Origin of the sequence: Enterobacter sp. R-25 (assembly GCF_049913205.1) — a bacterium.
Classification (GTDB): domain Bacteria; phylum Pseudomonadota; class Gammaproteobacteria; order Enterobacterales; family Enterobacteriaceae; genus Enterobacter; species Enterobacter ludwigii.
Genome location: NZ_CP183982.1, coordinates 329,403 through 354,140, shown reverse-complemented (window position 1 = coordinate 354,140; position 24,738 = coordinate 329,403). Strand labels below are relative to the sequence as shown.

At 56.5% G+C, this 24,738-nt stretch carries 23 protein-coding genes, 1 tRNA gene and 1 rRNA gene; 18 read left to right on the top strand and 7 right to left on the bottom strand.

The genetic code is table 11. The features are described from left to right. Positions 1-148: 148 nt before the first annotated feature. Positions 149-224, bottom strand: a tRNA-Glu gene (locus tag ACN9MQ_RS01670). Between the two features lie 85 nt (positions 225-309). Beyond that, a 16S ribosomal RNA gene (locus ACN9MQ_RS01665) occupies positions 310-1,849 on the bottom strand. Between the two features lie 494 nt (positions 1,850-2,343). On the opposite strand from ACN9MQ_RS01665, the gene ACN9MQ_RS01660 reads away from it, so the two are divergent. Further along, on the top strand, positions 2,344-3,297 hold the full coding sequence (locus ACN9MQ_RS01660; RefSeq protein ID WP_426021612.1) for a nickel/cobalt transporter: 954 nt from the start codon (positions 2,344-2,346) through the stop codon (positions 3,295-3,297). Between the two features lie 32 nt (positions 3,298-3,329). On the opposite strand, the gene proP is transcribed toward ACN9MQ_RS01660, so the two are convergent. Beyond that, a complete protein-coding gene (gene proP, locus ACN9MQ_RS01655) occupies positions 3,330-4,832 on the bottom strand; it encodes a glycine betaine/L-proline transporter ProP (protein WP_020882807.1) in 1,503 nt (500 codons plus the stop codon). A 649-nt stretch (positions 4,833-5,481) separates the two neighbouring features. On the opposite strand from proP, the gene kdgT reads away from it, so the two are divergent. Next, positions 5,482-6,474: a 2-keto-3-deoxygluconate transporter gene (kdgT, locus tag ACN9MQ_RS01650; RefSeq protein ID WP_426021611.1), complete on the top strand. Its 993-nt coding sequence runs from the start codon at positions 5,482-5,484 to the stop codon at positions 6,472-6,474. Between the two features lie 32 nt (positions 6,475-6,506). Here the strand turns inward: kdgT and ACN9MQ_RS01645 are convergent, their stop codons facing one another. After that, on the bottom strand, positions 6,507-7,385 hold the full coding sequence (locus ACN9MQ_RS01645) for a diguanylate cyclase regulator RdcB family protein (RefSeq protein WP_014168272.1): 879 nt from the start codon (positions 7,383-7,385) through the stop codon (positions 6,507-6,509). Beyond that, positions 7,382-9,736: a clamp-binding protein CrfC gene (gene crfC, locus ACN9MQ_RS01640; RefSeq protein ID WP_279258786.1), complete on the bottom strand. Its 2,355-nt coding sequence runs from the start codon at positions 9,734-9,736 to the stop codon at positions 7,382-7,384. Before crfC ends, ACN9MQ_RS01645 begins: the two co-directional genes overlap by 4 nt. A 596-nt stretch (positions 9,737-10,332) precedes the next feature. On the opposite strand from crfC, the gene ACN9MQ_RS01635 reads away from it, so the two are divergent. The 16 genes from ACN9MQ_RS01635 to phnP all read left to right on the top strand — a co-directional run bounded on the left by ACN9MQ_RS01635 (position 10,333) and on the right by phnP (position 21,984). Then, positions 10,333-10,668 (top strand): zinc ribbon domain-containing protein YjdM, encoded by a 336-nt coding sequence (locus ACN9MQ_RS01635; protein WP_020882810.1) that lies wholly within the window; start codon positions 10,333-10,335, stop codon positions 10,666-10,668. Between the two features lie 80 nt (positions 10,669-10,748). Beyond that, positions 10,749-11,186, top strand: a complete 438-nt coding sequence (yjdN, locus tag ACN9MQ_RS01630; RefSeq protein ID WP_014168269.1) for a VOC family metalloprotein YjdN — start codon at positions 10,749-10,751, stop codon at positions 11,184-11,186. 136 nt (positions 11,187-11,322) lie between these two features. After that, a complete protein-coding gene (phnC, locus tag ACN9MQ_RS01625; RefSeq protein ID WP_014168268.1) occupies positions 11,323-12,111 on the top strand; it encodes a phosphonate ABC transporter ATP-binding protein in 789 nt (262 codons plus the stop codon). A gap of 24 nt (positions 12,112-12,135) precedes the next feature. Beyond that, positions 12,136-13,152, top strand: a complete 1,017-nt coding sequence (phnD, locus tag ACN9MQ_RS01620; protein WP_014168267.1) for a phosphonate ABC transporter substrate-binding protein — start codon at positions 12,136-12,138, stop codon at positions 13,150-13,152. A 52-nt stretch (positions 13,153-13,204) separates the two neighbouring features. Then, the gene (gene phnE / locus ACN9MQ_RS01615) at positions 13,205-13,984 is read left to right on the top strand and encodes a phosphonate ABC transporter, permease protein PhnE (RefSeq protein WP_025206369.1); all 780 of its coding nucleotides are present in this window, start codon (positions 13,205-13,207) and stop codon (positions 13,982-13,984) included. Between the two features lie 20 nt (positions 13,985-14,004). Further along, positions 14,005-14,730, top strand: coding sequence for a phosphonate metabolism transcriptional regulator PhnF (gene phnF / locus ACN9MQ_RS01610; RefSeq protein WP_020882813.1), 726 nt, complete (start codon positions 14,005-14,007; stop codon positions 14,728-14,730). Next, positions 14,731-15,183, top strand: a complete 453-nt coding sequence (gene phnG / locus ACN9MQ_RS01605; protein ID WP_020882814.1) for a phosphonate C-P lyase system protein PhnG — start codon at positions 14,731-14,733, stop codon at positions 15,181-15,183. Beyond that, complete coding sequence (gene phnH / locus ACN9MQ_RS01600; RefSeq protein WP_014168263.1) at positions 15,180-15,764, top strand: phosphonate C-P lyase system protein PhnH; 585 nt, start codon at positions 15,180-15,182, stop codon at positions 15,762-15,764. Before phnG ends, phnH begins: the two co-directional genes overlap by 4 nt. Further along, complete coding sequence (locus ACN9MQ_RS01595; RefSeq protein ID WP_244047600.1) at positions 15,764-16,828, top strand: carbon-phosphorus lyase complex subunit PhnI; 1,065 nt, start codon at positions 15,764-15,766, stop codon at positions 16,826-16,828. Before phnH ends, ACN9MQ_RS01595 begins: the two co-directional genes overlap by 1 nt. Beyond that, positions 16,821-17,666 (top strand): alpha-D-ribose 1-methylphosphonate 5-phosphate C-P-lyase PhnJ, encoded by an 846-nt coding sequence (phnJ, locus tag ACN9MQ_RS01590; protein WP_244047599.1) that lies wholly within the window; start codon positions 16,821-16,823, stop codon positions 17,664-17,666. The genes ACN9MQ_RS01595 and phnJ overlap by 8 nt, the downstream gene beginning before the upstream one ends. Next, on the top strand, positions 17,663-18,418 hold the full coding sequence (gene phnK / locus ACN9MQ_RS01585; protein ID WP_426021610.1) for a phosphonate C-P lyase system protein PhnK: 756 nt from the start codon (positions 17,663-17,665) through the stop codon (positions 18,416-18,418). Before phnJ ends, phnK begins: the two co-directional genes overlap by 4 nt. A 9-nt stretch (positions 18,419-18,427) precedes the next feature. Then, complete coding sequence (gene phnL, locus ACN9MQ_RS01580) at positions 18,428-19,108, top strand: phosphonate C-P lyase system protein PhnL (RefSeq protein WP_020882817.1); 681 nt, start codon at positions 18,428-18,430, stop codon at positions 19,106-19,108. After that, positions 19,105-20,241, top strand: coding sequence for an alpha-D-ribose 1-methylphosphonate 5-triphosphate diphosphatase (gene phnM / locus ACN9MQ_RS01575; RefSeq protein ID WP_014168258.1), 1,137 nt, complete (start codon positions 19,105-19,107; stop codon positions 20,239-20,241). The genes phnL and phnM overlap by 4 nt, the downstream gene beginning before the upstream one ends. After that, positions 20,238-20,789, top strand: coding sequence for a ribose 1,5-bisphosphokinase (gene phnN, locus ACN9MQ_RS01570; RefSeq protein ID WP_040018699.1), 552 nt, complete (start codon positions 20,238-20,240; stop codon positions 20,787-20,789). Before phnM ends, phnN begins: the two co-directional genes overlap by 4 nt. Next, positions 20,782-21,216, top strand: a complete 435-nt coding sequence (gene phnO / locus ACN9MQ_RS01565; RefSeq protein WP_014168256.1) for an aminoalkylphosphonate N-acetyltransferase — start codon at positions 20,782-20,784, stop codon at positions 21,214-21,216. Before phnN ends, phnO begins: the two co-directional genes overlap by 8 nt. A 9-nt stretch (positions 21,217-21,225) precedes the next feature. Continuing rightward, on the top strand, positions 21,226-21,984 hold the full coding sequence (gene phnP, locus ACN9MQ_RS01560; RefSeq protein ID WP_040018698.1) for a phosphonate metabolism protein PhnP: 759 nt from the start codon (positions 21,226-21,228) through the stop codon (positions 21,982-21,984). Between the two features lie 55 nt (positions 21,985-22,039). Here phnP and yjdP read toward each other — a convergent pair whose 3' ends face one another. Both yjdP and ACN9MQ_RS01550 read right to left on the bottom strand, forming a co-directional pair. Beyond that, positions 22,040-22,363 (bottom strand): DDRRRQL repeat protein YjdP, encoded by a 324-nt coding sequence (gene yjdP, locus ACN9MQ_RS01555; RefSeq protein ID WP_014168254.1) that lies wholly within the window; start codon positions 22,361-22,363, stop codon positions 22,040-22,042. A 69-nt stretch (positions 22,364-22,432) separates the two neighbouring features. Beyond that, on the bottom strand, positions 22,433-24,715 hold the full coding sequence (locus ACN9MQ_RS01550) for an ATP-binding protein (protein ID WP_426021609.1): 2,283 nt from the start codon (positions 24,713-24,715) through the stop codon (positions 22,433-22,435). Positions 24,716-24,738 lie beyond the last annotated feature (23 nt).

Here is a 24,738-nt window from a genome sequence, read left to right as displayed (position 1 = left end):
AAATTTGAGAGACTCGAACACACATAACATGTGTGTCGTTTCAATTTTCAGCTTGATCCAGATTTTTAAAGAGCAAATATCTCAAACGTCACCCGAAGATGAGTTTTGAGATATGTCGGCAGGTGACTTTCACTCACGAACCAGCAAGTGGCGTCCCCTAGGGGATTCGAACCCCTGTTACCGCCGTGAAAGGGCGGTGTCCTGGGCCTCTAGACGAAGGGGACACTGAAGTCTCAATCGCAAGACGCCTTGCTATTTACTTTTCATCAGACAATCTGTGTGAGCACTACAAAGGCAGGTTCTTTAAGGTAAGGAGGTGATCCAACCGCAGGTTCCCCTACGGTTACCTTGTTACGACTTCACCCCAGTCATGAATCACAAAGTGGTAAGCGCCCTCCCGAAGGTTAAGCTACCTACTTCTTTTGCAACCCACTCCCATGGTGTGACGGGCGGTGTGTACAAGGCCCGGGAACGTATTCACCGTAGCATTCTGATCTACGATTACTAGCGATTCCGACTTCATGGAGTCGAGTTGCAGACTCCAATCCGGACTACGACGCACTTTATGAGGTCCGCTTGCTCTCGCGAGTTCGCTTCTCTTTGTATGCGCCATTGTAGCACGTGTGTAGCCCTACTCGTAAGGGCCATGATGACTTGACGTCATCCCCACCTTCCTCCAGTTTATCACTGGCAGTCTCCTTTGAGTTCCCGGCCGGACCGCTGGCAACAAAGGATAAGGGTTGCGCTCGTTGCGGGACTTAACCCAACATTTCACAACACGAGCTGACGACAGCCATGCAGCACCTGTCTCAGAGTTCCCGAAGGCACCAATCCATCTCTGGAAAGTTCTCTGGATGTCAAGAGTAGGTAAGGTTCTTCGCGTTGCATCGAATTAAACCACATGCTCCACCGCTTGTGCGGGCCCCCGTCAATTCATTTGAGTTTTAACCTTGCGGCCGTACTCCCCAGGCGGTCGACTTAACGCGTTAGCTCCGGAAGCCACGCCTCAAGGGCACAACCTCCAAGTCGACATCGTTTACGGCGTGGACTACCAGGGTATCTAATCCTGTTTGCTCCCCACGCTTTCGCACCTGAGCGTCAGTCTTTGTCCAGGGGGCCGCCTTCGCCACCGGTATTCCTCCAGATCTCTACGCATTTCACCGCTACACCTGGAATTCTACCCCCCTCTACAAGACTCTAGCCTGCCAGTTTCGAATGCAGTTCCCAGGTTGAGCCCGGGGATTTCACATCCGACTTGACAGACCGCCTGCGTGCGCTTTACGCCCAGTAATTCCGATTAACGCTTGCACCCTCCGTATTACCGCGGCTGCTGGCACGGAGTTAGCCGGTGCTTCTTCTGCGGGTAACGTCAATTGCTGCGGTTATTAACCACAACACCTTCCTCCCCGCTGAAAGTACTTTACAACCCGAAGGCCTTCTTCATACACGCGGCATGGCTGCATCAGGCTTGCGCCCATTGTGCAATATTCCCCACTGCTGCCTCCCGTAGGAGTCTGGACCGTGTCTCAGTTCCAGTGTGGCTGGTCATCCTCTCAGACCAGCTAGGGATCGTCGCCTAGGTGAGCCGTTACCCCACCTACTAGCTAATCCCATCTGGGCACATCTGATGGCAAGAGGCCCGAAGGTCCCCCTCTTTGGTCTTGCGACGTTATGCGGTATTAGCTACCGTTTCCAGTAGTTATCCCCCTCCATCAGGCAGTTTCCCAGACATTACTCACCCGTCCGCCACTCGTCACCCGAGAGCAAGCTCTCTGTGCTACCGTTCGACTTGCATGTGTTAGGCCTGCCGCCAGCGTTCAATCTGAGCCATGATCAAACTCTTCAATTTAAGTTTGATGCTCGTGAATTAAACTTCGTAATGAATTACGTATGTTCACTCAGAGACTTTGGTATTCATTTAGTGTCCGAAGACATTAAGAATCCATGTCACTTTGAGTGCCCACACAGATTGTCTGATAAATTGTTAAAGAGCAGTTGCGACGCGGCTTACAGCTCACCGTCGCGAGGTGGCGTATATTACGCTTTCCTCTTTCAGAGTCAACCCTGAAATTCAGGATTTTTTCTCTTCAACCGACCGGGTTAACTGTGAAGTGATTCACATCTGCCGTGTCGATGGAGGCGCATTATAGGGAGTTCTCAGCAGGCCGCAACCTAAAAGTTGCAAAAAGATGACTGACTGCTGTATTCCCCAGCAAAACCCCGCTTTATACCCTTTTACGCACAGACTTATCCACAATTGAGGCGGGATCTCTGTGCGATCCTACGGATTAACAGGCAAGATCAACTATACTAGCGACAAATATTCCCCCACCAGGCCACCCCATGACCACACAACAACTGACGCGTGACTGGCGCCTTCCTACAGCAGGCATCATGTTGCTGGCGATCCTCTTAGCCGGGTTTGCCCTGCATACGCACTGGAACACCTTTCTTCAGTGGTGCCTTGCCACGCAAATTACCCTGCACCGTTATCTGGTGATGTACCTGCTCCAGCTTAACAACCACCAGTACAGCGGCGGGTTATGGCTGTTAACCGGCGCCTTCTTCTATGGCGTATTGCACGCCATCGGGCCGGGGCATGGGAAATTCATTGTGACGACCTACCTCACGACAAATAAAGAAAGCGAACGGGCCGCCCGGGTCGTTCCTTTTCTTGGCAGTCTGATGCAGGGCGTCAGCGCCATTCTCTTTGTCTTTATTCTGGCGGTAGGGTTTAACCTCGCATCGGGGGATATCAGTACCAGCCGCTGGTACGTCGAGAAGATAAGCGCGGTACTCATTGGTGCATTTGGTGTATTTGTCATTTACCAGGCGCTGAAAAGCCTGCGACCTCGCCGGATGGTTATCTCAGCCATCACGCCCCTTCATCAACATAATGAACACTGTGGTTGTGGTCATCACGGTGTAGGTGCAGATCTGGCGCAAGGCGACTGGAAAACCCGGTTGGGCGTCATACTGGCGATTGGTGCGCGTCCGTGCAGCGGGGCGATCATGATCCTGATGTTTTCAAATGCGCTGGGTATTGTTACCTGGGGGATGGCCGCGGTCATGACCATGTCGCTGGGAACGACGTTGTCGATTATGGCCCTGTCACTGGCGGTACGTTATGCCCGAGAGCGGACGGTGGCCTGGTTTGGCGGCGGGGCTTCACTCAGCTGGCTGGTTCCGGTCTTTAAAATAGCCGGAGGGATAGTCCTGATCCTGTTCGCGACCGTGCTGTTCCTGACGGTACTCCCCATCAGCGCCAATGGCGATTACATCGCCGCAGGCTGCTAATAAAAGAAAACCCGCCAGCGGCGGGTTTTTTATTACTCGTTGATTCGTGGATGCTGGTCCACCAGGCGGGAGCGTTTTTGCTGCAGCTCTTCAATCTCTGCATCAATGTCTTCAATCTTCTGCTCTACATTATCGTAGTGTTCGCGCAGGATCTCTTTCGCTTCCTGGATATCAGATGCCGCAGGCGTGGCCCCTTTAAGAGGACGATTCGCCGTCTCCTTCATGGTAATACCGGTAATCAAACCAATCACCGCGATAACCATCAGGTAATAAGCCGGCATCATCAGGTTCTGCGTACTTTCCACCAGCGAGGCGGCAAGCGTCGGGGTCAGACCGGCAATCAGCACCGAGATGTTAAAGGCAGCCGCCAGCGCACTGTACCGAATGTGTGTCGGGAACATCGCAGGCAGCGTCGAGGCCATCACCCCGATAAAGCAGTTGAGGATCACCGCCAGCATCAGCAGACCGGCAAAAATCAGACCCAGCACATTACTGTTAATCAGAATAAAGGCCGGGATTGCCAGGGCAAACAGCGCGACACTCCCCAGAATAATGAACGGTCGACGGCCAAAGCGGTCGCTCAACAGCCCCATAATCGGCTGCACAAACAGCATACCCACCATGATGGCGATAATAATCAGCACACCGTGGTCTTCTGAATAGTGCAGGTTATGCGACAGATAGCTCGGCATGTAGGTCAACAGCATGTAGTAGGTCACGTTCGTGGAGATGACCAGACCAATACAGGTCAGCAGGCTGCGCCAGTGCTTCGTCGCAATCTCTTTAAAGGAGACTTTCGGGCCATCCTGCAGTCCTTCGCGGTCGCCCTGCTCCAGCTTCTCAACGTGCTGCTGGAACGCCGGCGTTTCTTCAAGAGCATGACGCAGGTAAAGACCGATAATCCCTAACGGCAGCGCCAGGAAGAACGGAATACGCCAGCCCCAGGAGAGGAAGTTCTCTTCACCGACGACGGTAGAAATCAGCACCACCACGCCCGCACCCAGGACAAACCCGGCAATCGAGCCGAAGTCCAGCCAGCTTCCCATAAAGCCGCGCTTACGGTCCGGGGAATACTCTGCGACAAAGATAGAGGCACCCGTATACTCACCGCCTACGGAGAAGCCCTGGGCCATCTTACAAAGCAGCAGCAGAATCGGAGCCCAAATGCCGATGCTGGCATAGGACGGTATCAGGCCGATACAGAACGTACTGATCGACATAATGACAATGGTGATAGCAAGGATCTTCTGGCGACCATATTTATCGCCAAGCATACCGAAGAACAGACCACCCAGCGGGCGAATCAGGAAGGGGACGGAGAACGTACCCAGCGCGGCAATCATCTGCAGACTGGGGTCGGCGCCGGGGAAGAACACTTTACCTAACGCATAGGCCACAAAGCCGTAAACACCAAAATCGAACCATTCCATCGCATTACCCAGCGAGGCGGCGGTGATCGCTTTGCGCAGTTTGGCGTCATCAATAATGGTGACGTCGCGAAGCGTGATGGGTTTGATTTTTTTCCTTCTGAGCATAGCTATCCTCGTAGACTCGGCCCTGTCCGTTTCACAGTCCCGTATGCGATCTGTGAACCATGGGATCCGCTCCATGCGAATCGCCTTATTCAAGCGTAGCAGGTTTACTTACATTGACGTTTTACGTCGATACAACCGAACCTGTTGACGCCTGCCTGGGCAGTTAATGACCTTTTTACCCTACCAGCGTTTATATTTGTGATCAACTTCACACATATATTTATGTTACGTCAGCTGGCTGCAGTTTTTGTCAATTAGCGCAAATCTGCACGTTCTCAATCGCCATAAAAACACATCCTCACACACGTCATTATTTCCCGGACAACGGAAAATGAAACCCCATTACTTCACATCAGATTTACATAAATTCTAACCCTCCGACGCGCGTTTAAAACGTTTACGTCAATATGTGATGCAGATAACTAAAACACTGTTTTATTTTCATTGAATCATCATTCCAATGATCGCATGATAATTCCGAATACCACGTTCCCGGTGCTGTGGCACCGCGTTTACCAGGATCGCTTTTTTAGTTTTATTGCATGGGTAATGACACCATCGAACCCAAATACATTCAATTCATTGAATTTATTGATTTATTTTTTAGTTTTTGCCGCCCGCCATGCGGGATACGATTTGAGGGTTATCTATGAAGATTAAAGCCACGATTGAACGCATACCGGGCGGTATGATGCTGGTTCCGCTTGTACTGGGCGCTATCCTGAATACCCTGGCTCCTGAAACCGGCGCTTATTTTGGCGGGTTCACAAAAGGGATGATTACGGGCACCGTTCCCATTCTGGCCGTCTGGTTCTTTTGTATCGGCGCCTCAATTAATTTACGGGCAACAGGCACCGTATTACGGAAATCCGGCACGCTGGTGATTACGAAAATTGCCGTGGCCTGGGTAGTGGCAATGATCTGTGCGATGTTCATTCCGGAGAAAGGAATTCAGACCGGATTCTTCGCCGGATTATCGGTTCTGGCAATTGTCTCTGCGATGGATATGACCAACGGCGGTTTGTATGCCAGCCTGATGAACCAGTACGGCACCAAAGAAGAGTCAGGTGCATTTGTCCTGATGTCTCTGGAGTCCGGTCCGCTGATGACCATGCTGATTCTGGGCTCTGCTGGCCTGGCGTCCTTTGAACCCCACCACTTTATCGGCGCGATCCTGCCCTTCCTGATCGGTTTTGCTCTGGGTAACCTGGATCACGATCTGCGTGATTTCTTCAGCAAAGCCACGCCGGTGCTGATCCCGTTCTTCGGTTTTGCGCTGGGTAACACCATCAACCTGAATGTCATCCTCAATACGGGTCTGCTGGGTATCGTGCTGGGCGTGGCGGTGATCATCATCACCGGTATTCCGCTGATTATTGCCGACCGGGTCATTGGGGGAGGAAACGGAACGGCGGGGATAGCCGCCTCTTCAGCCGCAGGTGCAGCCGTGGCCAACCCGGTGATCATTGCGCAGATTAACCCGGCTTTTGAACCGGTGGCCGCGTCCGCGACGGCACTGGTTGCAGCCAGCGTGATTGTGACCGCGATTCTGGTTCCCATCATCACCGCACTGTACGCAAAACGCGTCGGACATGTTGCTGAGGTTCAGACAGAGCCTAAGCCTGTTGAAACACACCACTAACCGGTGCTCCCCCTCCCGGTGAGAGGGGGATTTCAGCCACCAAAAATCTCTTCCACCATCCCATCCACAAGCCGTTTTGCCGAGCACAGCCTCGGCATACCCAGCGCGACAGTGTGCCAGCTTTGCGTCACCGACCAGCTCACCGGATGGTTATCCGCCTGACACCAGTCGCCCAGCCAGCCGAGCATGTCTTTATGATCTATCAGTCCCGGCGACGCGGGCGTTGTCAGCCACTGATGGTAGAAATGGCGGGTGGAAGGAGAAGCGTTGATGCCCTGCGCAAGATAGTTTGCCGCCATACTGCGTAAGTTATCCTTGAGCATCGCCGCCACGTCTTCATTCGCCAGGCGACAGGCATCACCAAATGCGCCCCAGCGCAGCTCTTCCAGGACGACATAGCAACGCCCGGCCAGCGACCAGCCATCGTAGTGGCCGGCTCGCCAGCGGGTAAAAATTTGTTCACTGTGCTCACCCGCCTGCACCGTCAGCCCTCGCTGGGAGAGCGCCTTCTCTTTATAGGCGGCTCGTTGCGTAAAATGAGCGGAAAGCTCAGCGTACTGCTGAATCAGGCCGGGCGACTGCTGGGCCCGCGGGTTAGTCTGCTGACGCAGCGCAATCAATTTGTCTGCCATCAGCGTCAGCGCAAGGTGCCCGGGGTCAAGCATACCGGCCAGCTTTTCCGCCAGCCCCAGGCGCAGCGCCGCATTTTCATTAAGCATACCCGCCATCGCCCAGGGCCGTAGCCGGGTATGCGTCATGATCTCCTGGGTCAAACGCTCACGAAACTGCAGCTGTTGTGGTCCCGGGTGGGGATGACGCGCCGCGTCTACCCCCTGAACCAGATCGACCATAAATTTTGGATGAATACACTCCAGCGTTCGCCCGGGGCCGTCCAGTAGTTGTGTTGTCATGGTTGTTCTGCCGCGAATAGGGTTTGAATATCATCGCGTAACAGTCGGGTATCTTCCTGTATCCACGTCGCAGTCGTGATACTTTGCTTTAACAGCTGGCTGAGCGCTCGGGTCGAATGCTCATTTTGCTGACGTACTGCGAGGCTATCACGCAAACTTTCCTGTAACCCGGTCAGGCATAACGAAAATTCCGCAAAGAACGTTGCCATCCCCGCCGTAACAGAGACATCGACCTGGGCGGTCAAAGCTTTACGGATTTGTTCACAGAACTGGTCGATATGCTGCTTGAATTTTTCATGCAGCTGTTCAATATCAATGACATAGCGTGTTCGTGCGACAACATAATCTTCCCAGCCCCAGCCCGGGTTATTCAGCCAGCGAGAGACGGTTTCACGCATGCTCGCCGCGCCCGCTGGCTGGCCTGCCGGGCGGTGGTCCTGCGCAATGGCATCGTTAAACAGCACCCGGGTGTTGAAGTTAAGTTGATGCGCCTGAAACGCCGGGAAGCTTATCCGCGCGCGAAAACCCGCATGGCTGAGTTGTTCTTTAATACGCGTTTCGATTGGCCGCATGGCTTCATTCAGCGAGCGCGCCAGCGTCGACTCCAGTTGATCGAAGCGTAATGCCAGCTCCCGGCCGATCTTCGTCTGCGCATCCAGCATGATCAGCTCGCAGGAGGAGCGGATTTTACTCAGCGCAATTTGCGCCTGCCCTTCATCATCCAGTACCAGCTGTTTCAGCGCCTGCGGCTCGTCACGGCGAAGATCCCGCGGTTCGATGCCCGCCAGGTCGAGAACAGAGCGGGCGCTAAACACATGGCTAATTGCCTGCTGGAGTGAAGTATTCTGCGACATCATAAAGTCAGCGGTGGCGTTAAGCGCCTGCTCCACTTCATGCTTCACTTCGTCGCTCACCACGCGCTGACGCGTATGCAGCAGGGCCATGTCCTCTTCCAGGCGCGCGATATTCAATTCCAGCGCCTCAAAAGCGACCGTCAGCCCCTGGTAGCGGAAGTCGAGGTACTCCCGGGCATTTTGGGCGTAGTTAAGCAGCTTATGCGACGCCGAACGCAGAGCGAAGAGCGATGCATTGGCATAGGCGGCATAAATAAGCTTGCGGATCGGCTGTTCAAATAACGAATCTTCCCACAGCAAATCGGCAGCATGACGAATATGGTCGATGTCGTCCAAATCCTCCGTACGCCAGCGGCGTCCCAGCGCGGCTTCGGCAAAATCCTGAACCCAGCGCTGCTCCTTGTGATCCGGTAGCTGACCGTGGGTAGTCATCTCATAACGGGCGCGGTTCGCCAGATACGCCCACATCGACGAAACGGGATAAATTTGCCCCGGCGAAATATTCCCTTTCATTAAGGTGCCGGAGATCATCGCTTTAACCTGTTCTTCATCGTCGCTGTTACGATCTTTCTGATCGAATTTATTGACCAGCGCATACAGCGGCACCGATTTACCGGCGACTGAAATGGCCTGCCGGACCTCGTGATCGGAAATCGATTTGAGCTGGGTGTAATCCATCACCGCCAGCACCGCCGACGCGCGGGATAACTGCTCGCTCAGCATTTTTTGCAGATGCGGTTGCCCGGCCTCATTCGGCCCGGGGGTATCAAGCAGCGTCAGTTGCCCAAGGTGGGCATCCAGACCCGCGAGATGCACGAACTCCACTTCAATCACCGGAATGTGTTCGATGGCCGCATATTCAGAGAACGGAAACTCGACGCCCAACGCCTGTGAGAGCCTCACCAGGTCGTTAAGGCTTTTCAGACAATGAAATATCGGCTGCGCACCAAGGTGATGCTTCTCGAAAGCCTCACCTTTTTCAATTCTTTCCAGCAGCGTAATCATGTCCTTATCAATTTCCAGACGCTGCGCCAGCTTCCCGCGATCGTAATCGCAGAGCTTTTTCTGTAACAGGAGGATTAATTCATCGATAGGAGAGACGTGAGCAAAATGGAGCACCGGCTCTTTCTGACCCGGCGTATGACGGATCAATGTCGGAAGCGCCGTCATCGGGCGGTTGCGATTCGGCAACACTTCGGTTCCGACAATGGCATTAATGGTGGTCGATTTCCCCGCTTTCATGGTGCCCACAATTGCCAGCACCATTTCCAGACGGGTTATTTTTCGTAATTCATTATTCAGCATAGCCTGCTGGGCTTCGACACCCCGCGCACTAAAATGCAAAGGTAAGACGTTGTTCTTTTCACCCGTAATGGCTGCGGCGGTGCTTTCCAGCTTCGCCGTCGGCATTGATTTCAACGTATCAAGATTTTGCAGGGCGAGCTGTAACAAACGCTCTGCTTCCTGGCTTAATTCAAAAATGGTCTGTGTGTGCATGATAAAAGCCTTTCCTTAACGCAAATTTATTACTTTTATTAAGCCACTGGTTTTAATTATGTTGTTCAGGCTTATATGATCACGTGTGGAAAACATGTTCACCGAAATATAACTGATTGAAGATAATCAGAAATAAATCGCTATCCTTGCATGGCGTGTAAAGCTTCCCCTCTGGCATGACAGCCAAAAGATAAAAGCCTGGCCCATTTTTAAGAAACTTCAGGATATATCATCATTATTTACCCACCTAAAAAGAGAGGTAATGCGTCACCGCCATAAGATATGGATGACGGGGAAGTCAGGAGATAAATAACAATGTGTCGCTTCACCTTATCCGAAATGGAGGTGCGTAGCAATTTGCTGCAATAAAATATTCGATATATTTACTGCCATTTCTTTCCACCGTGTTAATGCCGTAAGCATCGCTTAACTGACTGACAGGAAATGTCACTGGCGACACGCTTTTTGCTTTTTTTTTAAATAGAATATCACCGACAACGGTGTGGATTTGCGTTATACTTGCCCCCTTTTTCGGCACCCAGCCGTCATTTTGCTGGCACTTTCCAGCGTGTTACGCACTTTTTGAGGATACCCTTATGCAACTCCCACACTGCCCGAAATGCAATTCTGAATACACCTATGAAGATAATGGCATGTTCATCTGCCCGGAATGCGCTCACGAATGGAATGACGCCGAACCGTCGCACGATACTGATACGCTTGTTGTAAAAGATGCGAACGGTAATCTGCTGGCTGATGGCGACAGCGTCACCGTGATTAAAGATTTGAAGGTTAAAGGCAGCTCTTCCATGCTGAAGATCGGCACTAAAGTGAAGAATATCCGTCTGGTAGAAGGCGACCATAATATTGACTGCAAAATTGACGGCTTTGGCCCGATGAAACTGAAATCAGAGTTTGTGAAAAAGAACTGATTTACCCGCCCGGTGGCGCTTCGCTTACCGGGCTGGCGAGAACTACACTTAACGGGCTCTTCTTACGTGAGGTATAGATTATGCCGTTAAGTCCCTACATCTCTTTCGCCGGTAACTGTGCCGAGGCCTCCGCCTTTTATCAGCACGCCGTCGGCGCAGAGCTCCTCTATAAAATCACCTTCGGTGAAATGCCAAAAGGCGACAGCAGCGAAGAAGGCTGTCCGTCTGGCATGCAGTTTCCGGATTCGGCGATCGCCCACTCGAATGTTCGCATTGCGGGCAGCGATATCATGATGAGTGATGGGCAGCCGCCCGGCAGCAAAGCGCAGTATGCCGGGTTCACGCTGGTGCTGGACACCCAGGACGTGGCAGAAGGCAAACGCTGGTTCGACAATCTGGCCGCGGAAGGCCATATCGAAATGGCCTGGCAGGAGACCTTCTGGGCGCACGGTTTCGGTAAAGTCACCGACAAATACGGCGTGCCGTGGATGATTAACGTCGTTAAGCAACAGCAGTGATCTTCTGGCGGTGGGCAGTCTGCCCCCGCCTGTCATCAAACTCCCCTCAACTCTTCAAACTCCCGCAACCGAGACTTAACCCAAATGTCATATTGATGCGCCAGCATGAGGCCACATTTATTGTGAGGCCCAGCATATGCAAACTGTTATCCGCGTCGAGAAACTGAGCAAGACCTTTCATCACAACAAGGCCCTGCATGCCGTTGATCTGACCGTCCAGCAGGGCGAAATGGTGGCGCTCCTGGGGCCATCCGGCTCTGGTAAATCCACCCTTATGCGTCATTTAAGCGGCCTTATCACCTGTGATAAGACCTCAGAAAGCCACGTCGAGCTGCTGGGCAACACCGTGCAGCGTGCAGGACGCCTGGCGCGGGATATCCGCAAAAGCCGCGCCCAGACGGGCTATATCTTCCAGCAGTTCAACCTGGTCAATCGCCTGACGGTACTGGAGAACGTGCTGATTGGCGCGCTCGGCAGCACCCCGTTCTGGCGTACCTGTCTGCGCTGGTTCTCCCCCTCTCAAAAGCAGGAAGCGTTGCAGGCGCTGACCCGCGTCGGAATGGCGCATTTCGCCCACCAGCGCGTCTCCACACTTTCCGGTGGACAGCAGCAGCGCGTGGCTATCGCCCGAGCCCTGATGCAAAAAGCGCAAATCATTCTTGCCGATGAACCCATCGCCTCGCTGGACCCGGAATCGGCTCGCATCGTGATGGAAACCCTGCGCGACATCAACCTCAACGACGGCATCACCGTGGTGGTGACGCTGCACCAGGTGGATTACGCCCTGCGCTATTGCGAGCGCATCGTCGCGTTGCGTCAGGGGCATGTGTTCTTTGATGGCCCAAGCCATCAGTTTGATAACGACCGTTTCGACCATCTCTACCGCAGCATTAACCGCGTCGAAGAGAACGCGCAGGCTGCTTAATTAAAACCGATCCGAGGAAAGTACATGAGCTACAAAGCCGTTGCCGCGCTGGCGTTTACCAGCATGTTCAGCATAAGCACTCTGTTAAGCCCTGCGTACGCCCAGGAGCAGGAAAAAGCGCTGAACTTTGGCATTATTTCGACGGAATCACAGCAGAACCTGAAACCTCAGTGGGAACCGTTCCTGAAAGATATGGAAACCAAACTGGGGATCAAAGTGAACGCCTTCTTCGCCCCGGACTATGCGGGCATCATCCAGGGGATGCGCTTTAACAAAGTCGACATCGCCTGGTACGGCAACCTCTCCGCCATGGAAGCGGTGGATCGCGCGAACGGCCAGGTCTTTGCCCAGACCGTTGCCGCGGATGGCTCCCCGGGTTACTGGAGCGTGCTGATCGTCAATAAAGACAGCCCCATTAACAACCTGAACGACATGCTCGCCAAACGTAAAGAGCTGACGTTTGGTAACGGCGATCCCAACTCCACCTCTGGTTTCCTGGTGCCGGGCTATTACGTCTTTGCAAAAAACAACGCCTCTGCCAGCGAGTTTAAGCGCACCGTGAACGCCAGCCATGAAACCAACGCGCTGGCCGTGGCCAATAAGCAGGTGGATGTCGCCACGAACAACACCGAGAACCTCGACAAGCTGAAAACCTCGGCACCGGACAAGCTGAAAGCGCTGAAGGTTATCTGGAAATCCCCTCTGATCCCGGGCGACCCCATCGTCTGGCGCAAAAACCTGTCTGAGACCACCAAAGACAAGGTGTACGACTTCTTTATGAATTACGGCAAAACGCCGGAAGAAAAAACGGTTCTGGAACGCCTGGGCTGGGCACCTTTCCGCCCGTCAAGCGACCTGCAGCTGGTCCCGATTCGCCAGCTGGCGCTGTTTAAAGAGATGCAGGGCGTGAAGGACAACAAGGGCCTGAAGGAGGAGGAGAAGAGCAGCAAAGTGGCTGCGATTCAGGCTCAGCTCGAAGACCTTGACCGCCTGACCGCCGCGCTCGGCGCCATGAGCAGCGTGAATAAAGCGGTGCAATAACGCTTACCGCCCTCTCCCGGTGGGAGAGGGAATTCAGACCAAAGGGGCACACATGCAAACCATCACCCTCCCACCGCCGAAACGCAGCTGGTTCTCGCTTTTTAGCTGGGCCATTTTGCTTGCGGTGCTCGTTATCTCCTGGCAGGGCGCGGAAATGGATCCGCTGCTGCTGTTTAAAGATGCCGGCAATATGGCCACTTTTGCCGCCGACTTCTTCCCGCCTGATTTCAGCCAGTGGCAGGATTACCTCAGCGAAATGGCGGTCACTCTGCAAATCGCCGTCTGGGGCACCGCCCTGGCCGTCATCCTTTCTGTTCCGTTCGGCCTGATGAGCGCCGAGAACATCGTTCCGTGGTGGATTTACCAGCCGATGCGTCGCCTGATGGACGCCTGCCGCGCCATCAACGAAATGGTCTTTGCCATGCTGTTCGTGGTGGCCGTCGGCCTGGGTCCGTTCGCCGGGGTGATGGCGCTGTTTATTCATACCACCGGCGTGCTCTCCAAGCTGCTCTCCGAGGCGGTGGAAGCTATTGAGCCGGGCCCGGTCGAAGGGATCCGCGCAACGGGCGCCAACAAAATTGAAGAGATTCTCTTCGGCGTACTGCCCCAGGTGATGCCGCTGCTGATCTCCTACTCCCTGTACCGTTTCGAATCCAACGTTCGTTCCGCCACCGTCGTCGGCATGGTGGGCGCAGGCGGTATTGGCGTCACGCTGTGGGAAGCGATTCGCGGGTTCCAGTTCCAGCAAACCTGCGCCCTGATGGTGCTCATTATCATCACCGTCAGCCTGCTGGATTTTATGTCTCAACGTTTGCGTAAGCACTTCATCTGAGAAGCGAGGCTTTGATTTGTATGCACTTATCCAGACATCCGACCAGTTACCCCACCCGCTGGCAAGAGATAGCGGCAAAGCTCGAGGTGGAACTTCGCACCCACTACCGCTGCGGAGACTACCTGCCTGCCGAGCAGCAGCTTGCCGACCGCTATGAAGTGAACCGACACACGCTGCGCCGCGCCATTGATCAGCTGGTCGAGCGCGGCTGGGTGCAGCGCCGTCAGGGCGTCGGCGTGCTGGTGTTGATGCGTCCGTTTGACTATCCGCTCAATGCGCAGGCGCGTTTTAGCCAGAACCTGCTGGATCAGGGCAGCCACCCGACCAGCGAAAAACTGCTGTCGGTGCTGCGCCCGGCCTCAAGCCACGTTGCGGACGCGCTGGGCATTCAGGAGGGCGACAATGTCATCCACCTGCGTACCCTGCGTCGGGTCAACGGCGTGGCGGTGTGCCAGATAGACCACTACTTCGCCGACCTGGCGCTGTGGCCGGTGCTGCAAAATTTCTCCAGCGGCTCGCTGCATGATTTTCTTCAGGATGCCACGGGCATCGCGCTTAAACGTACCCAGACGCGCATCAGCGCCCGCCGCGCGCAGGCCAAAGAGAGCAAAGTGCTGGAGATCCCCAACATGGCTCCGCTGCTCTGCGTTCGCACCCTCAACCACCGTGACGGCGAGATCGACGCGACGGAATACTCCGTCAGCCTGACCCGCGCCGACATGATCGAATTCACTATGGAGCACTGAATGCATTTCGACACCTCCACCCGCCAGCGCTGGATGGGCGTTCTGGCGCACAGCCAGCCCGCAGCGCTTTCGGATCGCATGCAGGCGCTGAATCTGACGCCGGAATATGACCTCATCCGCGCGCCGGAAATCGGTCTGGTGCAGATTCAGGCGCGTATGGGCGGTACCGGTGAGCGCTTCTTCGCCGGCGATGCCACCCTCACCCGCGCAGTGATCCGCCTGAACAGCGGCACGCTGGGCTACAGCTACGTGCTCGGGCGCGACAAACCACACGCCGAACGCTGCGCGGTGATTGACGCCCTGTTACAGGAACAACCTCATTTCCAGACCCTGATGGAAACCCTTATTGCCCCGCTGGAAGCCGACCGTGCCGCACTGATTGCCGCCCGCCAGGCCCAGATAAACACCAGCCGGGTCGACTTCTTTACGCTCGTTCGCGGAGATAACGCATGACGCTTCAACCCGCTTTTACCCTGGCCGTCCAGGATGCCCAACAAAGTTTTCGTCGCCTGCTGAAAGCCATGAGCGAGCCGGGCGTCATCGTCTCGCTGCATCAGCTCTCTCAGGGCTGGCTGCCGCTGAATCTGGCGACCACCAGCGTACTGCTGACGCTCGCCGACAACGACACCCCGGTGTGGCTCTCTGGCGCGTTATCGAATGATATCGCCAGCCAGAACCTACGCTTTCACACCAACGCCCCGCTGGTTGAACAACCCCGGCAGGCGGTGTTTGCCGTGGCCGACGAGCAAATCAGCCACGAGCAGCTTAATGCCCTGAGCGAAGGAAGCGCGGTGGCACCGGAGACCAGCGCCACGCTGATTTTGCAGGTATCAAGCCTGAGCGGTGGCCGCATGCTGCGCCTCACGGGGGCGGGTATTGCCGAAGAGCGCATGGTCGCGCCACAGCTACCGGAGTGCATCATTCATGAACTGACCGAACGCCCGCACCCGTTCCCGCTCGGTATTGACCTGATCCTCACCTGCGGAGAACGCCTGTTGGCCATCCCTCGTACCACTCATGTGGAGGTGTGCTGATGTACGTTGCCGTCAAAGGGGGCGAGAAGGCTATCGCCGCCGCCCATGCCTTGCAGGCGCACAGACGACGGGGTGATGACGCGCTTCCCGAGCTCAGCGTCACCCAGATTGAGCAGCAGCTCAATCTGGCCGTCGACCGGGTAATGACTGAAGGCGGCGTCGCTGACCGCGAACTGGCGGCGCTGGCGCTGAAACAGGCCAGCGGCGACAACGTCGAAGCCATTTTCCTGCTGCGCGCTTATCGCACCACGCTGGCGAAACTGGCGGTGAGCGAACCGATCAATACGGCAGAAATGCGTCTGGAACGTCGTATTTCGGCGGTCTATAAAGACATCCCCGGTGGTCAGCTGCTTGGGCCCACCTATGACTACACCCACCGTCTGCTGGATTTCACCCTGCTGGCGAACGGCGAAACGCCCCAGCCGAGCACCACGGATGCAGAGCAGGTTCCCTCCCCGCACGTTTTTAGCCTGCTGGCGAAACAGGGTCTGGCGAAGGCCGAAGACGATACTGGCGCGCAACCTGACGACATCACCCGCACGCCGCCGGTTTACCCCTGTTCACGCTCGTCGCGCCTGCAGCAGCTGATGCGCGGCGACGAGGGGTATTTACTGGCGCTGGCCTACTCCACCCAGCGTGGCTACGGCCGCAACCATCCGTTCGCGGCGGAAATTCGTAGCGGCTACCTTAACGTCGAGATCGTGCCCGAAGAGCTGGGTTTTGTGGTGAACGTCGGCGAACTGCTCATGACCGAATGCGAAATGGTGAATGGATTTGTCGCCCCCGAGAACGAGGCCCCGCATTTTACCCGCGGTTATGGGCTGGTGTTCGGCATGAGTGAGCGCAAGGCAATGGCGATGGCGCTGGTCGACCGTGCCCTGCAGGCACCGGACTACGGCGAAGTGGTCTCCGGCCCGGCGCAGGACGAGGAGTTCGTGCTGGCCCATGCGGATAACGTCGAGGCCGCGGGCTTCGTTTCCCACCTCAAGCTGCCGCACTACGTCGATTTCCAGGCCGAACTGGAACTGCTGAAACGCCTGCAACGGGAGCGCGCACATGACTAACTTAAGCGGCTACAACTTTGCTTATCTGGATGAACAAACCAAACGCATGATCCGCCGCGCCATTTTGAAAGCGGTGGCTATCCCCGGTTATCAGGTGCCGTTCGGCGGCCGCGAAATGCCCATGCCTTACGGCTGGGGTACCGGCGGCATTCAGCTGACCGCCAGCGTCATTGGCGAGTCGGACGTGCTGAAGGTCATCGACCAGGGGGCTGATGACACCACCAACGCCGTGTCGATTCGCCAGTTCTTTCAACGCGTGACGGGCGTCAATACCACCGAAAAAACCGAAGATGCGACGCTGATCCAGACCCGTCACCGCATTCCGGAAACGCCACTGACGGAAGATCAGATTTTGATTTTTCAGGTGCCTATTCCGGAGCCCCTGCGCTTTATCGAGCCGCGTGAAACGGAAACCCGCACCATGCACGCCCTGGAAGAGTACGGCGTCATGCAGGTGAAGTTGTATGAGGATATCGCCCGCTTCGGCCATATCGCCACAACCTACGCCTATCCGGTCAAGGTCAATGGACGCTACGTGATGGACCCGTCCCCCATCCCCAAATTCGACAACCCGAAGATGGACATGATGCCTGCCCTGCAGCTGTTTGGTGCCGGGCGTGAAAAACGCATCTACGCCGTACCGCCTTACACCCGCGTGGAGAGTCTCGATTTCGACGACCACCCGTTTACGGTGCAGGAGTGGGACGAGCCGTGCGTCATTTGCGGCTCAAAACACAGCTATCTGGACGAAGTGGTGCTGGATGACACGGGCAAACGGATGTTTGTCTGCTCCGACACCGACTTCTGCCGCCAACAGAGCGAGGCGAAAAGCGAATGAAACCGCTGCTTTCGGTTAATAACCTGACCCACCTTTACGCGCCGGGCAAAGGCTTCAGCGACGTCTCGTTTGAGCTGTGGCCGGGCGAGGTGCTGGGCATTGTCGGCGAGTCCGGCTCGGGCAAAACCACCCTGCTGAAATCTATCTCTGCACGACTGACGCCGCAAAAGGGCGACATTTTATATGAGGGCCGGTCGCTGTACGGCATGAGCGAGGCCGAACGCCGTCGCCTGCTGCGCACCGAATGGGGCGTGGTGCATCAACATCCCATGGACGGCCTGCGCCGCCAGGTCTCGGCCGGAGGCAATATCGGTGAAAGGCTGATGGCCACCGGCGCACGCCATTACGGCAACATCCGCGCCACGGCACAGCAATGGCTGAGCGATGTGGAGATCCCCACCTCGCGCATTGATGACCTGCCCACCACCTTCTCCGGCGGTATGCAGCAGCGCCTGCAGATTGCCCGCAATCTCGTCACTCACCCGAAGCTGGTGTTTATGGATGAACCCACCGGTGGGTTAGACGTCTCCGTTCAGGCGCGTCTGCTCGACCTGCTGCGCGGCCTGGTGGTGGAACTGAACCTGGCCGTGGTGATTGTCACCCATGATTTAGGCGTTGCCCGCCTGCTGGCGGACCGTCTTCTGGTGATGAAGCAGGGCCAGGTGGTGGAAAGTGGGTTGACCGACCACGTACTCGACGATCCCCACCATCCGTACACCCAGCTGCTGGTGTCATCGGTATTGCAGAATTAAGAGGCCCCCATGATCCGCGTAGAAAATGTCAGTAAGACCTTTGTGCTCCACCAGCAAAACGGCGTGCGCCTGCCGGTCCTGCACAGCGCCTCTCTGGAGGTTAGCAAGGGTGAATGCGTGGTGTTGCACGGCCATTCCGGCAGCGGCAAATCGACGCTGCTGCGCTCCCTGTACGCCAACTATCTGCCGGACGAAGGCCACATCTATATTCGTCATGGCAATGAATGGGTCGATCTGGTGCAGGCGCCGGCGCGTAAGGTGCTGGACGTGCGCCGCTCGACGATCGGCTGGGTCAGCCAGTTTTTGCGGGTGATCCCACGGATCTCCGCCCTGGACGTGGTCATGCAGCCGTTGCTGGACCTGGGCGTTCCGCGCGAGACCTGCGCCGCGAAAGCCGCCGGCCTGCTCACGCGCCTGAACGTGCCGGAACACCTCTGGCACCTTGCCCCATCGACCTTTTCCGGTGGCGAGCAGCAGCGGGTGAATATCGCCCGCGGGTTTATCGTCGACTACCCGATTTTACTGCTTGATGAACCCACTGCCTCGCTCGACAGTAAGAACAGCGCGGCGGTGGTTGAACTGATCGAACAGGCCAAAGCACGCGGCGCGGCGATCGTGGGGATCTTCCACGACGACACCGTTCGCTCCCGCGTCGCAGACAGGCTGCACCCGATGGGGACGCTCGCATGATCGTGAATAACGTAAAGCTGGTGCTGGAAAATGAAGTCGTTGATGGCTCGATTGAGATCCAGGCCGGAGAGATCCGCGCCTTTGCGGAAACCCAGAGCCGCGCCCCGGAAGCGATGGACGGTGAAGGAGGCTGGCTGCTGCCGGGCCTTATCGAACTGCACACCGATAATCTGGATAAATTCTTTACCCCGCGTCCGAAAGTCGACTGGCCAGCTCATTCCGCAATGAGCAGCCATGACGCGCTGATGGTCGCCAGCGGCATCACTACCGTGCTGGACGCCGTAGCGATTGGCGACGTGCGCGACGGCGGCGACCGTCTGGAAAACCTCGAGAAGATGATCAACGCCGTGGAAGAGACGCAAAAACGCGGCCTTAACCGCGCCGAGCATCGTTTGCACCTGCGGTGTGAACTCCCGCATCACACCACTCTGCCGCTGTTTGAAAAGCTGGTGGACCGCGAGCCGGTCTCACTGGTCTCGTTGATGGACCACTCGCCGGGGCAGCGTCAGTTCGCCAGAATAGAGAAATACCGCGAGTACTATCAGGGAAAATACGCGCTGACCAACGAGGAAATGGCGCGTTATGAAGAGGAACAGCGACAGCTTGCTGCCCAGTGGTCTCAACCAAACCGGCTCTCCATTGCCGCCATGTGTCGGGATCGCAACATTGCCTTAGCCAGCCATGATGATGCGACGCATGAACATGTGCGCGAATCGCACCAGCTTGGCAGCGTAATCGCTGAATTTCCCACCACGTTTGAAGCAGCAGAAGCCTCACGCACCCACGGCATGAACGTCCTGATGGGGGCGCCGAATATAGTGCGCGGCGGCTCCCACTCCGGCAACGTGGCGGCAAGCGCGCTCGCGTCGCTAGGTCTGCTGGATATCCTCTCGTCCGACTACTACCCCGCCAGCCTGCTGGACGCCGCCTTCCGGGTCGCGGCTGACGAAAACAATCGCTTTACGCTGCCGCAGGCGATTCGTCTGGTAACGAAAAACCCGGCAACGGCACTTAATCTTCACGATCGTGGAGAGATAGCTGAAGGTAAACGGGCGGATCTGGTGCTGGTTCACCGTAAGGGCGAGCACATCCATATCGACCACGTCTGGCGTCAGGGAAAACGGGTGTTCTGATGGGAAGACTAATCTGGCTAATGGGGCCGTCAGGCTCTGGTAAGGACAGCCTGCTGTCCGCGTTACGGCAGCGGGAACATCCCCAGCTTCTGGTTGCGCACCGCTATATTACTCGTGCGGCAAATGCCGGGAGTGAGAACCATATCGCCCTGAGCGAGCCGGAATTTTTCACGCGCGCCGGGCAAAATCTGCTGGCGCTCAGCTGGCACGCCAACGGTTATTACTACGGGATAGGCATCGAGACAGACCTGTGGCTGCACGCCGGGTTCGACGTGCTGGTCAACGGCTCACGCGCACACCTTCAACAAGCGCGCGCCCGCTATGAAGCAGCGCTGTTGCCGGTCTGTCTGCAGGTCTCGCCTGATGTGCTGCGCAGCCGGTTGCAGAGCCGGGGTCGCGAAAACGCCAAAGAGATCGAGCAGCGGCTTGAACGTGCGGCGCGCTATACCCCATCGAACTGTCATATCCTCAATAACGACGGAAGTTTGCTACAGTCAGTCGATAACTTTTTAACGCTTATCCGTCAGAAGGAGAAACAGCATGCCTGACTGCCAGCTTCGCCCCGCCACTGCCGACGATGCGCAGATTGTTTACGCGCTGATTTGCGAACTCAAGCAGAGTGAGTTTGATCATCAGGCGTTCCACGCCGGGTATCTTGCCAATCTGCAGGACCACAATATGCGCTACCAGCTGGCTGAATTAAACGGCCAGGTGGTGGGCATGATTGGCCTGCATATGCAGTTTCACCTGCACCACGCCAGATGGATTGGCGAGATCCAGGAGCTGGTGGTCATGCCGCAGGCGCGCGGTCTCAGGGTGGGCAGCCAGCTGTTGGCCTGGGCGGAGAACGTGGCGCGGCAGGCGGGCGCTGAACTGACAGAGCTATCCACCAGCGTGAAGCGCCTGGACGCTCACCGTTTTTATGCGCGTGAAGGGTATACGCAGAGCCATTTTCGTTTCACCAAACTGTTGTAGAGGTGCACGATGAGTCTGACGATTACGTTAACGGGAACCGGTAGCGCTCAGCTGGTGCCGGTGTTTGGCTGCGACTGCGCCGCGTGTCGCCGGGCGCGTCTGCAGGATAACCATCGCCGTCGCCCCTGTAGCGCGGTAGTCAAATTCAACGATGCGGTAACGCTGCTGGACGCCGGTATCCCGCACCTGATGGACGACTGGCCGGCAGGCAGCTTTCAGCAGTTTTTACTGACCCACTACCATATGGATCACGTCCAGGGGCTGTTCCCCCTGCGCTGGGGCGTCGGTGCCCCTGTTCCGGTGTACGGCCCACCAGACGAGGCGGGGTGTGACGACCTGTTTAAACACCCGGGGATTCTGGATTTCAGCCATACGGTAGAGCCGTTTGTGGTGTTTGAACTGCAGGGCCTGCGGGTCACACCGTTGCCGCTGAATCACTCGAAAATCACCTTTGGCTACCTGCTGGAGTCCGCCCACAGCCGTGTGGCCTGGCTTTCCGACACCGCCGGATTACCCGATAAAACGGTAAAATTCCTGCTCAATAACCGGCCGCAGGCGATGATCATCGACTGCAGCCACGAGCCGCGTGACGAAACGCCGCGCAACCATTGCGATCTGAATACGGTTATTGCCTTAAATGAGATCATCGGCTGTCCACAGGTGATCCTGACCCATATCAGTCATCAGTTCGACGTATGGATGATGGATAACCCGCTACCCGACGGGTTCGAGGCGGGATATGACGGAATGACGTTGTTGCTGGATTAGGTTCTCCCCCTCTCTGGATGAGAGGGCGAGGCGTATGGATGCTAAACCGCGCGTATCAGCGATCGTAATCGTCTTCTAACCGGCGCTCATCTTCTTCTAACTGACGTCTGTCATCATCCAGCTGGCGTTGACGCTCATCCAGACGGCGACGGCGATCCTCCAGTTGCCTGCGGCGATCGTCATACTGACGGCTGTCGGTCTGGCGGCTGCGATCGTAGCGATCGTCGTCGTCATCGCTACTGCGACTGCTGCTGGGGTTATAGGCATCGTTGATCGCCTGCTGAATATTGCCAATGGCCTCATCAATAACATCGGCGTGAGCCAGTTGGCTGGTAAGTGACAGCAGACCAAATAACAGAGCGGTAGAGTAACGTTTCATAAGGCCAGACTCGCAGGTGGACTGGCCTTACGGTAATGAACAACAGCTGGCTGGGGTAGCGGAGGAATCTCAAATTACCATCACCTTGCGCAACGCATGCGCCAGCTGTACACGGGTAAAAGGCTTACGCAGTAACGCCACGTCCGGCAGTTGCGGGTTATGCGTCGGACGCAGATCCTGGCCGCTGATCAGCAACACCGGAAGCTGCGGATAATGGCTGCGCACATGGTTGATCACCTCAGCACCGCTGAGGTTGCCGGGCAGCATTAAATCGCTAATAAACATGCCAATATCCGGTGACGCGTCCAGCATCTTCAGGGCCTGTTCGCCGTTGTCCGCTTCAAGCGTCAGATAGCCCAGCTGATGCAGTTGCTCGCACAGGGTCTGGCGGACATCGGCTTCATCTTCCAGCACCAGTACCAGACGTTCATTTTCAACGGCAGCCGCGGCGGCCTGGGTCTCATCAGCAGAACGAACAGGCAGCGTCGAGCGTGGCAGATGCAGCCGCACGGTGGTCCCCTGCCCTGGCGCGCTTTCAATCTCCACGCGCCCACCGGACTGGCGCACAAAACCGTAGACCATCGACAGGCCTAATCCGCTACCGCTTCCGGTTTGCTTGGTCGTAAAGAACGGTTCGAAGACCCGGGATTTGACCTCCTGCGACATTCCACTTCCCCGGTCAATAACCTCCAGCGCCACCATATCCTGCCTGCGTCCGTCACTGCGGGTCACGCGCTGATTCCACGTGCGGATCTTAATAACCCCCGTCTGTCCCTCCATCGCATCGCGGGCATTCATCACCAGGTTAATAATGGCGTTTTCCAGCTGGCTGACGTCTATCCACGCCGGCCACGCCGGTGATTGCGCTTCAATTTCCAGCGTCAGGGTGGCCGGCAGCGAGTGGTACATCAACTCCCGCAGGTTCTCGAGCAGCGGTTTCATCTCTACCGCGTGCGGGGTCAGGGATTGCTTGCGGGAAAACGCCAGCAGGCGCTGGGTCAGCACCGCACCACGCTCGGCGGCCTTGAGTGCCCGGGTGATACGCGGGGCGTCATGTGAGTCAGGATCGGTGAGTTCCAGACTGCCAATGATCACCGCCAGCAGGTTGTTAAAGTCATGCGCCAGACCGCCCGTCAGCTGCCCGACGGCCTTCATCTTCTGGCTGTGCACCAACGCCTCTTCCAGCCCCTGACGCTCGATGCGGTCGATCTCCATCTGCGTGGTTTTTTCTTTCAGCAGGCGGGTGGTGTGGACAAGCGAGGCGGTGTTGCGGGCAAAAACGTTAAACGCTCGCGCCAGCTCACCCAGCTCATCACGACGCTGCAGCCCGGGGACGGAAACATCCTGCTCGCCGTGGGCAAGGCGCGACATCGCCCGGGAGATGGCCGTCAGGTTGGAGGCCAGATTACGGTAGATATACCAACAGGCGCACCCGGTGATGATCAGCGCCAGCACGGCGAACACGCTGATAAATACGCTGATGGAGCGCAGCTCCTGGTGACTCTGGGCAGTGCGCAGCCGGGAGGCCTGCGCCACCTGTTCAACGTACTGATTGATGTCGCTGTTTAATATCGCCACCAGCGCCTTGATGTGGAACATATACCAGCTGATCGCCAGATCGCTCTCCTCCAGCTGCGTCGAGAGCGGAACAAGCTTGTGAAGCTCGGCATTAAAATCGGGCAGGATAGCGTTCACCACGGGCTGCGTCACGCTCCGGGGCAGCGTTGCCGTCACGGCATCCAACTGCTGAACCGTGGCGCGCGGCGAGGGCGTTTCAATAGCGGCGATGATTAGCCTGTCCATTTCCATAAGCTGTTGCGCATCCGGGACGTTGCTGGCGTAACGGCGGTTGATGTCCTGCAGATGGCGCAAATAGCTCTGGCTTTGATAGAGCGCGCTGAGAAGCGCATTACGCTCCAGATGACGCCGCTGCCCGCGCTCAAGCATGCCCGTCACGCTCTGCTGTAACTCATTACTTCTCTGAATAATTCGCGCCACCAGCGCGGGCTCCTGTTGCGCCAGTGGCGCATCGGCAAGCTGTTCCAGCGAGTGACGCAGCGCCATCTGCGTCTGCTTCAGGCGCTCGGCTTCGCCCTTGTATTCCAGCGCGCCTACAACTTGCGAGAGCCGCACCGCCGCCGTTGCCACATTGGCGGTATCGCGGGCGAGGTTCATGCTGCCGGTCATGTCATCCAGCGTCTGCTGCTGCACCTGTTCCTGGATCTGGCTGGCATGACGAAAGCCGAGCACCGCCACGCCGCTGACCATCAGCGTCACCGCCACCACCAGCAGATTAAAAATCAGCAGGCGACCACGGGCGCTGGCAAAGAAGGGCGGACGGTGTGATGGCATACGGTAAGCTCCGGTGCAATGTG